Raw genomic sequence first — 8,126 nt, forward strand, 5'->3', positions numbered from 1 at the left:
AGTTTCGTGGCGGCGTTGCGCTCCGCTAGCTTGCCACGTAAATTTCTGCTTCTAACCGCTTGCCGAACCGAGTCTTTTGCCGGACGGCAAGCTCCAAGGTAAATGCCACCAGATAGGCCACAGGTTCCGCCGCTGACTGCATGAACGATCGCGTATCCAACAGCTCTGCCATGACCGAGTCCTCGGCCGTCGAGATCGAGATCGCGACCCGCAGGCTCATGGCGGCGCTCGACTCGCTCGAAAGCGCGGTGGAGCGGCGGCGCGATGCCGATCGCGACGAGAACGAGCTCGCCGCGCGAATCCAGGCGCTGGGCGCGGACCGCTCGCGCCTTGCCGACGAACTCGACGGCGCGCTGGTGAAGGCGCGCAAGCTCGAGCGCTCCAGCCGCGAGATCTCCGATCGGCTGGATTCCGCGATCGTCACGATTCGCTCGGTGCTCGATACCGGAGAGGATGGATGAGCCACATCAACGTCACCATCAACGGCCGGCAGTACCGCATGGCCTGCGAGGAGGGCCAGGAGGTGCGGCTGCTCAAGCTCGCCGAAAGCCTGGAGACGCGGATCCAGTCGCTGCGCGGAAAGTTCGGCGAGATCGGTGATGCCAGGCTCACCGTGATGGCGGCGCTGACCGTCTGCGACGAATTGGTCGATGCCGGCAATCGCATCCGCACCATGGAGCAGGAGTTGACCGAATTGCGGGATTTCCGCAACGCCGCCGTCGAGCGCGCCCGGTTGACCCAGACCGCGGTCGTGAACGCACTGAACTCTGCAGCCGAGCGCATCGAGAAGTCGACCCAGGTCCTGAACCGGACAGTGGGCAACGGGATCGCCATCGGCTGACCGTTCACCGGGCTGGCGATTCGTCAGCATCGTTGTTACATTGCCCAAGCGGGGCTGCGACGCGCGTCAGGAGCCATTATCCCCGGGGCCTTATCGATCCTTTAGGGAACTGTCCCTGGCCGGGCCCGTGGGCTCGGACATATGGTGCCCACCTACTTTCGTAGGGAACTCCGGGATCGAGTGCTTCAACGGCGTTCGCGGCTTCGCACTTTTGTTGTTCTTCCTTCTGGTTCGGGCCTGTCGAAATTGCGTCCCCGACACGCTGCGGGTGATGACAGCGGGGGTAGCTCTGCCTCGGGGGCAAGCGCATGACCAACACCAAAGCCGAACTCCGCGCCAAAGCCCTCGCGGCGCGCGATGCGCTGAGCGAAAAGAAACGCACCGCCGCCGCCGCGAAGCTCGCCAAGCGCGGGCTGCCATTCCAGCTCCTGCCTGGCAGCGTCGTCTCCGGCTATTCGCCGATCCGCAGCGAGATCGATCCGATGCCGCTGCTGAAGACGCTCGCCGAGCAGGGCGCCAGGCTCGCTCTGCCTTGCGTCACCGCGCGCGGCCAGGCGCTGATCTTCCGCGTCTTCCATCCGAACGATCGCCTGATGCTCGGCCCGCTCGGCATTCCCGAGCCATCGCCTGGAGCGGCTGAAGTCATTCCCGACATCATGCTGACGCCGCTCGCTGCCTTCGATCGTCTCGGCCATCGCATCGGCTATGGCGCGGGGCATTACGACCACACCTTCGCGCATCTGCGAAAAGCCAAGAATATCGTCGGCATCGGGCTCGCTTTTGCAGCGCAGGAGATCAAGGCGGTTCCGGCACTATCCCACGACGTGGCGCTGGATTATGTGCTAACGGAATCGGACGTATTCGATTTCCGGAGTTCTGAAGTTGCGCATTCTGTTCGTGGGTGATGTCGTCGGCCGTGCCGGGCGCAATGCCATCGCCGAATATCTGCCCGGCATGGTCAAGGACTGGTCGCTCGATTTCGTCGTCGTCAACGGCGAGAATTCCGCCGGCGGCTTCGGCATCACGGAAGCGATCTATCAGGAGTTTCTCGACGCCGGCGCCGACGCGGTGACGCTCGGCAATCACTCCTGGGACCAGCGCGAAGCCCTGGTGTTCATCGAGCGCGCCGAGCGTCTGGTGCGGCCGGCGAACTATCCGCGCGGCACGCCCGGCCGCGGCGCTGCGCTGGTGGAAACCAAGAACGGCAAGCACGCGCTCGTCGTCAACGCGCTCGGCCGCGTCTTCATGACCCCGTTCGACGATCCCTTCGCTGCGCTCGAGCGCGAGCTCGGGGCCTGTCCGCTCGGCATTGCGGCGGACGCCATCGTCGTCGACTTTCATTGCGAGGCGAGCAGCGAGAAGCAGGGCATCGGCTTCTTCTGCGACGGCCGCGCCAGCCTCGTCGTCGGCACCCACACCCATGTGCCGACGGCCGACCACCAGATCCTGTCGGGCGGCACCGCCTACATGACCGATGCCGGCATGACCGGCGACTACGATTCCATCATCGGCATGCAGAAGGAGGAGCCGCTGCGGAGGTTCACGTCGGGCATTCCATCGGGCCGCTTCGAGCCGGCGGCGGGCGCTGCGACGCTGAGCGGCGTGGCCGTGGAGACGGATGACGCGACCGGACTCGCACTGCGGATTGCACCGGTGCGCGCCGGCGGCCGGCTGGAGCCGACGACGCCGAAGTTTTGGTTGAGCTAGTTGGCGCGTAGCTCGCCACACACTCAGTGTCGTCCTGGCGAAAGCCAAGCCCCATTACCACCGGCGATGGTAATGGGCAGGCTCGTGGTCGAGCGTGTCGCGCCAAACAGGCAGTTGGGAAAAATGGGTCCTGGCTTTCGCCAGGACGACATTGGGACCTACTCCGCCGTCTGCTCCCGCAACTCCGCAACATCCTTCGCCGTCAGCTTCGAGCCCTTCGTCCCGAACCTTGCCGTGACGTAATTCGCCACCGCCGCGATCTCGTCATCGCTATAGGCGTTGCCGAACGCCGGCATCGAGAGCGCTCCGTCGGGCGTGTGGCGCTTGGTGCCTGACAGCACGATCTGCGCGACGTTGGTGGCGGCGGGGTCGTTGACGGCCCAGGTGCCGGTCAGCGTCGCCATCGGCGAGACCGGGCTCTCGCCGCTCCAGCCATGGCAACTGGCGCAAGCGCTGGCGAACATATTCTTGCCGCGCGCGTCCGCCGTAACACCGTCCTTGTGCGAGGCGGGCGCAACGGGCGCGGTGGTTGCGGGCAGGTCGGGCGAGGGCTGCGGCGGCACGCTGCGCAAATAAGCGACGATGCTGCTTATGTCCTCAGGCGCGAACTGGCTGAAGCTGTGGTCGACCGCTTCACCCATCGGACCCGACGCCGAGCCGTGGCCCGGCGCATGGCCGAGCGACAGATAGGAGACCAGGTCCTCGTCGCGCCAGCTGCCGAGGCCGGTGGCCTTGTCGGACGAGATGTTGAAGGCGCGCCAGCCGGCCGTGATCGCGCCGGCGAACTTCTTGCGGTTGTCCAGCGCGAAGCCGAGATTGCGCGGCGTGTGGCATTCGCCGCAATGTGCCAGCGCCTCCACGAGATAGGCGCCGCGATTCCACTCCGGGCTCTTCGACGTATCGGGCGCAAAGCGCGTGTCGGGATTGAACACGGCCGACCAGACAATCATCGCCCAGCGCTGGTTGAACGGGAACGACAGCGTGTTCTCTGGCGGCTTCGCGCGCACCGCCGGCAGGCTGAACAGATAGGCCTTCACCGCCAGCACGTCCTCGTCGGTCATGTAGGTGTAGGACGTGTACGGCATCGCCGGATAAAGCCGGGCGCCGTCGTGGCGCTTGCCGCGCTGGACGGCGTTGAGGAAATCCTGGTCGCTGTAATTGCCGATGCCGGTGTCCTTGTCCGGCGTGATGTTGGTGGAATACAGCGTGCCGAACGGCAGCTTGAAGCCGAGCCCGCCGGAATAGTCCTTTTCGCCGGGCTTGGTGTGGCAGACCATGCAGTCGGCCGCCTTCGCGAGGTATTCGCCGCGTTCAACCAGGCTCGCCTTCTCCAGCCTGGCCGGCACGCCGGTCGGCTTGCCGGCACGGTAATCCGCCAGCGCCACCTTGGGGCCGCCCGCGAAGTCGAGCGGGCCGGGCCCGCGGATAAACCAGACGCCTGATACCACCACGACGATGGCGATCACGACGAGGCCAGTGAGAATACGCATCTTGCCGCTCATGCCTTTTTCCCCGCAGCGAGCAGTTTCCGATCGATCGGCAGGCGCCGTAGCGCGACGCCGGTTGCCGCGTAAATGGCGTTGCGCAGCGCCGGCGGGCCGGCATTGACACCGGCCTCACCGATGCCGCCGGGCGCCTCGCCGCTCTTGACGACGATCACCTCGATCTTCGGCATCTCGTTGATGCGCATCATGCGGTAGTCGTGGAAGTTCGACTGCTGCACGCGGCCCTTCTCGATGGTGATCTCGCCATAGAGAGCGGCGGTGAGGCCGAAAATCAGGCCGCCCTCGATCTGCGCCTTCACGGTATCGGGGTTGACCGCAATGCCGGTGTCGACAACCGAGGTGATGCGGCGGAGCACGATCTCGCCGATATCGTCGATCTCCGCTTCCACGACGGTCGCGAGGAAGCTCGCAAACGACGGCTGCACGCAGACGCCGCGGGCGACCCGTGGTGGCAATGCCTGGCCCCAGCCGGACTTCTCGGCCGCGAGATCGAGCACCGCGAGCATGCGCGGATTCTTGGTCAGCATCGAGCGGCGGAATTCGACCGGGTCCTTGCCGGCCTTGCGCGCCAGCTCGTCCATCGCGCATTCGACCGCGAACACGTTGTTGTTCGGACCGACGCCGCGCCAGAAGCCGGTCGGCACCGCCGGCGGTTCGGCGCGGACATATTCGACATGGAAGTTGGCGAAGTCGTAGGGCGCATCCACGGCGGCATCGACCGCGTCGATGTCGATACCCTTCTGGAATGCCGGCGGCAGCCAGCGCGCAATCACCGCCGAGCCGGCGACCTTGTATTTCCAGGCCGCCACCTTGCCGTCGACCAGCGACGCCGTGATTTGGTCGCGATAGACCGGCCGATAGACGTCGTGCTGGATGTCCTCCTCGCGCGTCCATATCACCTTGACGGGATAGTCGACCTGTTTTGCGATTTTCACGGCCGCCACCACCATGTCCGGCTCGAGCTTGCGGCCGAAGCCGCCGCCGAGCAGATGCTGGTTGACGATCACCTTGTCGACCGGGAGGCCCGCGGCTTTCGCCGCCTCCGACTGCACGCGCGTCATGATCTGCGTGCCGGTCCAGATCTCGCAGGCATCCGGCCTGACGTGAACGGTGGCATTGATCGGCTCCATCGAGGCATGCGCCAGGAACGGCAGTTCGAAGCTCGCCTCGAACCTGTCGCCGCTGGCGAGCCCCTTGGCGATGTCCCCGACCGATTTCGCGACCACGCCGTCCTTCGCGCTGGCGGCGCGCAGATGCTGCCAGATGTCCTCCGTGCTGAGCTTCGCGTTCGGTCCCTCGTTCCACTCGATCTCGAGCGCATCGAGGCCCTTCTTCGCGGCCCACATGTGGTCGCCGATCACGGCGACCGTGTCCTCGAGCACCACGATTTTGCGCACCCCCGGGATTTTCACCGCCGCGCTGTCGTCGACCTTGCCGACCTTGCCGCCGAAGACCGGGCAATTGGCGATCGCGGCGATCTTCATGCCGGGCAGGATCGCGTCGATGCCGTAGACGGCCTTGCCGTTGACCTTGTCCGGCGTATCGAGCCGCTTCAGCGGCTGGCCGATGATCACGAAATCCTTGGGGTCCTTGAGCGGGACGTCTTTCGGTGGCGTCTGGCCCTGTGCGGCCAGTGCCAGTTCGCCATAGCCGAGCTTGCGGCCGCTTGCGGCATGCACGACCTCGCCCTTCGATGTCGTGCAGCTCGCAGGCTCGACCTGCCATTGCACCGCTGCAGCCTGCACCAGCATCGCCCGCGCACTGGCGCCGGCAGTGCGCAGCGGCTTCCACCACGCACGGACCGAGGTGGAACCACCGGTCGCTTGCAGGCCGAAGGCGGGATTGGCGTAGAGCTGGTCGTTGGGAGGCGCGTGCAGCACCGCGACCTTTGCCCAATCGGCATCGAGCTCTTCGGCGAGGATCATCGCAATCGAGGTGTAGATGCCCTGGCCCATCTCGACCTGCGGCATGATCAGGACGGTGCGGCCGGTTTCTTCGATCCGGATGAAGGCGTTCGGCGCGAACTTGCCGTCGGTGGTGTCCTTCGGCTGCTCCGGCTCGTTGACGGCAGCGCGTAGCGGCAGGTGGAAGGCAAGCAGAAAGCCGGTGGCGAGACCGCCAGTTAGCAGCGAGCGGCGGGAAACGGCGGGAACAGTCTTTTCAGTGATCATGGCGAACCTCACGACGGCCGGCCGGAGGCGGCCTGCTTGATGGCCTCGCGGATGCGCACATAGGTGCCGCAGCGGCAGATGTTGCCGGCCATCGCCGCGTCGATGTCGGAATCGTCAGGGCTGGGCGTTGCCGCCAGCAGTGCCGCGGCCGCCATGATCTGGCCGGACTGGCAGTAACCGCACTGGATCACTTCGGCATCGAGCCAGGCCTTCTGCACTTTTGCGCCGGCCGGCGTGCTGCCGACATGCTCGATCGTGGTGATGGCGCGGTTCGCGACCGCGCTGACCGGCAAGACGCAGGAGCGCACCGCCTTGCCATCGACGTGCACGGTGCAGGCGCCGCACTGCGCGATGCCGCAGCCGAACTTGGTGCCGGTCATCCCGAGGACGTCGCGCAGGACCCACAGCAGCGGCATGTCAGGTGGCGCGTCGAACGATTTCGTTTCGCCGTTGATGGTGAGAACAGTTGCCATATGCATCCCCTTGCTCGCTCGATCGCTTACGGCGATCTAGTCAGCGAATTCGCGCGCACAATAATCATATCGATGCGAAACGATGAAGCGTCGACATGTCCGGCAATGCATTTTTGCGCAGCGAGCGCGTCAGGCCATGACGTTCACGAATTTGTGCGGCGATCGCTGCAGCGATTTTGGGCTAATTGATATGATAAGCGTCATTTTCTGACGCTTTTTCTTCGTGCGCGTCATTGATCGCCGCAGATGATCGTGCGAATGCGCAAAATCATGCGATGACGAAAGTCGTGCGATTGTGGAAGTCGATCGACGGCGAGCACCTCTGACCCGATCAATTGCAGCGGCTCATTGTTGTGCCCTCTCCCCTTGTGGGAGAGGGCCGCGACGCCGGTAGACGCAGGCTCACTCGGGTGAGGGGTCTGTCTCCGCGTTCAGGCGCCGTCTTGGATCACCCGGCAAAGGGAAGCCTGATCGTGAACGAGGCACCGCCGTGCTCTCGATTGCTCGCTGATATGAACCCGTTGTGCGCTTCGATGATGGTGCGCGCAATGGACAAGCCCATGCCCATGCCTTCGGCTTTGCTGGTGTAAAACGGCTCGAAAACCTGTTTCAATTTGTCTTCTGGAATGCCGGGTCCGCGATCCGACACGGATAGCTCCACAAACTTCTCGACGCGCGAAGTCCGGATGCTGATGCTGCGATGTTCCGGCTGCGTATCCTTCATCGCCTCGATGCCGTTCATGACCAGGTTCAGAACAACCTGTTGAAGTTGAATGCGGTCGCCGAGGATTGGAAGCGCATTCTGCGTAGTCGGGCTGGTCAGTTCGATCTGTCGTGCGATGGCCAATGCGGAAAGAAAATCTACGGTTTCCCGCACAACATCGTTGAGGTCCAATTCTATCGGGTCGAAGGGAGCTTTTTTCATCAAGCTTCGTAACCTTCGAATGACTTCGCTGGCGCGCTGATCATCCCGTAGAATATCGCCCAGGATTTCGCTTAGTTCGGCAAGGTCCGGATTGCCGGATTTAAGTATCGCCTGTGCCGTTTCGGTATTCGTCAGAATGGACCCTAGCGGCTGATTTATTTCATGGGCAATCGACGCAGTAAGTTCCCCAGCGGTCGAGAAGCGGTTGACGTGAGCGAGTTCTTTCATTCGCTGCCGCGCTTGTACTTCCGCCAACCGACGCTGACGATGTGCATTGAGCAGGGCCAAGATTAACCCAGCTTGCGCGAGAAGAACGGCAGTGATCAGCACGATTTGTGAGGAATAACGCTGCCATGCAGTTTGCTCCCGAAACAGGATTTCGCTCCCCGGCGGGAGGCGGCTCTCGCTGATGTTCCAGCGCTGAAGCAGTCGCCAATCGTATCTCGGCGCCGAAAATCCGATTGGATTGATGCCGCTGAGCTTCTCGCCTCCCAACATGCGCAC

Annotated in this window: 9 protein-coding genes and 1 other RNA gene; 5 read left to right on the forward strand and 5 right to left on the reverse strand. The window is 64.0% G+C overall.

All coding sequences use genetic code 11. From position 1 onward, the window contains the following. Positions 1-25: 25 nt before the first annotated feature. Positions 26-172: a hypothetical protein gene (locus tag AC0L2F_RS10270; RefSeq protein WP_156526966.1), complete on the reverse strand. Its 147-nt coding sequence runs from the start codon at positions 170-172 to the stop codon at positions 26-28. On the opposite strand from AC0L2F_RS10270, the gene AC0L2F_RS10275 reads away from it, so the two are divergent. From AC0L2F_RS10275 to AC0L2F_RS10295, 5 genes are all read left to right on the forward strand, one after another. After that, entirely contained in the window at positions 141-461 is a 321-nt protein-coding gene (locus AC0L2F_RS10275) for a DUF4164 domain-containing protein (protein WP_026232773.1), read from the forward strand. The genes AC0L2F_RS10270 and AC0L2F_RS10275 overlap by 32 nt on opposite strands. Next, a complete protein-coding gene (locus AC0L2F_RS10280; RefSeq protein WP_007599950.1) occupies positions 458-841 on the forward strand; it encodes a cell division protein ZapA in 384 nt (127 codons plus the stop codon). Before AC0L2F_RS10275 ends, AC0L2F_RS10280 begins: the two co-directional genes overlap by 4 nt. Before the next feature lie 48 nt (positions 842-889). Beyond that, a non-coding RNA gene (gene ssrS / locus AC0L2F_RS10285) (6S RNA) lies at positions 890-1,049 on the forward strand. 100 nt (positions 1,050-1,149) lie between these two features. Then, positions 1,150-1,746 carry a 5-formyltetrahydrofolate cyclo-ligase gene (locus AC0L2F_RS10290; RefSeq protein ID WP_473248280.1) on the forward strand — a complete coding sequence of 199 codons (597 nt, stop codon included), beginning with the start codon at positions 1,150-1,152 and terminating at the stop codon, positions 1,744-1,746. Further along, positions 1,724-2,548: a TIGR00282 family metallophosphoesterase gene (locus AC0L2F_RS10295; protein ID WP_007605532.1), complete on the forward strand. Its 825-nt coding sequence runs from the start codon at positions 1,724-1,726 to the stop codon at positions 2,546-2,548. Before AC0L2F_RS10290 ends, AC0L2F_RS10295 begins: the two co-directional genes overlap by 23 nt. 158 nt (positions 2,549-2,706) lie before the next feature. On the opposite strand, the gene AC0L2F_RS10300 is transcribed toward AC0L2F_RS10295, so the two are convergent. From AC0L2F_RS10300 to AC0L2F_RS10315, 4 genes are all read right to left on the reverse strand, one after another. Next, positions 2,707-4,050 carry a c-type cytochrome gene (locus AC0L2F_RS10300; protein WP_473248281.1) on the reverse strand — a complete coding sequence of 448 codons (1,344 nt, stop codon included), beginning with the start codon at positions 4,048-4,050 and terminating at the stop codon, positions 2,707-2,709. Continuing rightward, positions 4,047-6,224: a xanthine dehydrogenase family protein molybdopterin-binding subunit gene (locus tag AC0L2F_RS10305; protein ID WP_473248282.1), complete on the reverse strand. Its 2,178-nt coding sequence runs from the start codon at positions 6,222-6,224 to the stop codon at positions 4,047-4,049. Before AC0L2F_RS10305 ends, AC0L2F_RS10300 begins: the two co-directional genes overlap by 4 nt. Positions 6,225-6,232: 8 nt before the next feature. Next, the gene (locus AC0L2F_RS10310) at positions 6,233-6,697 is read right to left on the reverse strand and encodes a (2Fe-2S)-binding protein (protein ID WP_198287862.1); all 465 of its coding nucleotides are present in this window, start codon (positions 6,695-6,697) and stop codon (positions 6,233-6,235) included. Positions 6,698-7,145: 448 nt separating this feature from the next. Beyond that, the coding region (locus AC0L2F_RS10315) for a sensor histidine kinase (protein WP_473248283.1) at positions 7,146-8,126 on the reverse strand (981 nt) is incomplete at its 5' end.

The organism is Bradyrhizobium sp. Ken64, from assembly GCF_055807555.1.

Excerpts from the sequence above, each read along its gene's own strand:
- AC0L2F_RS10310 (WP_198287862.1), bottom strand. The coding sequence starts at position 6,697 with ATGGCAACTGTTCTCACCATCAACGGCGAAACGAAATCGTTCGACGCG.
- AC0L2F_RS10280 (WP_007599950.1), top strand. The coding sequence starts at position 458 with ATGAGCCACATCAACGTCACCATCAACGGCCGGCAGTACCGCATGGCC.
- AC0L2F_RS10290 (WP_473248280.1), top strand. The coding sequence starts at position 1,150 with ATGACCAACACCAAAGCCGAACTCCGCGCCAAAGCCCTCGCGGCGCGC.
- AC0L2F_RS10270 (WP_156526966.1), bottom strand. The coding sequence starts at position 172 with ATGGCAGAGCTGTTGGATACGCGATCGTTCATGCAGTCAGCGGCGGAA.
- AC0L2F_RS10275 (WP_026232773.1), top strand. The coding sequence starts at position 141 with ATGAACGATCGCGTATCCAACAGCTCTGCCATGACCGAGTCCTCGGCC.
- AC0L2F_RS10305 (WP_473248282.1), bottom strand. The coding sequence starts at position 6,224 with ATGATCACTGAAAAGACTGTTCCCGCCGTTTCCCGCCGCTCGCTGCTA.
- AC0L2F_RS10300 (WP_473248281.1), bottom strand. The coding sequence starts at position 4,050 with ATGAGCGGCAAGATGCGTATTCTCACTGGCCTCGTCGTGATCGCCATC.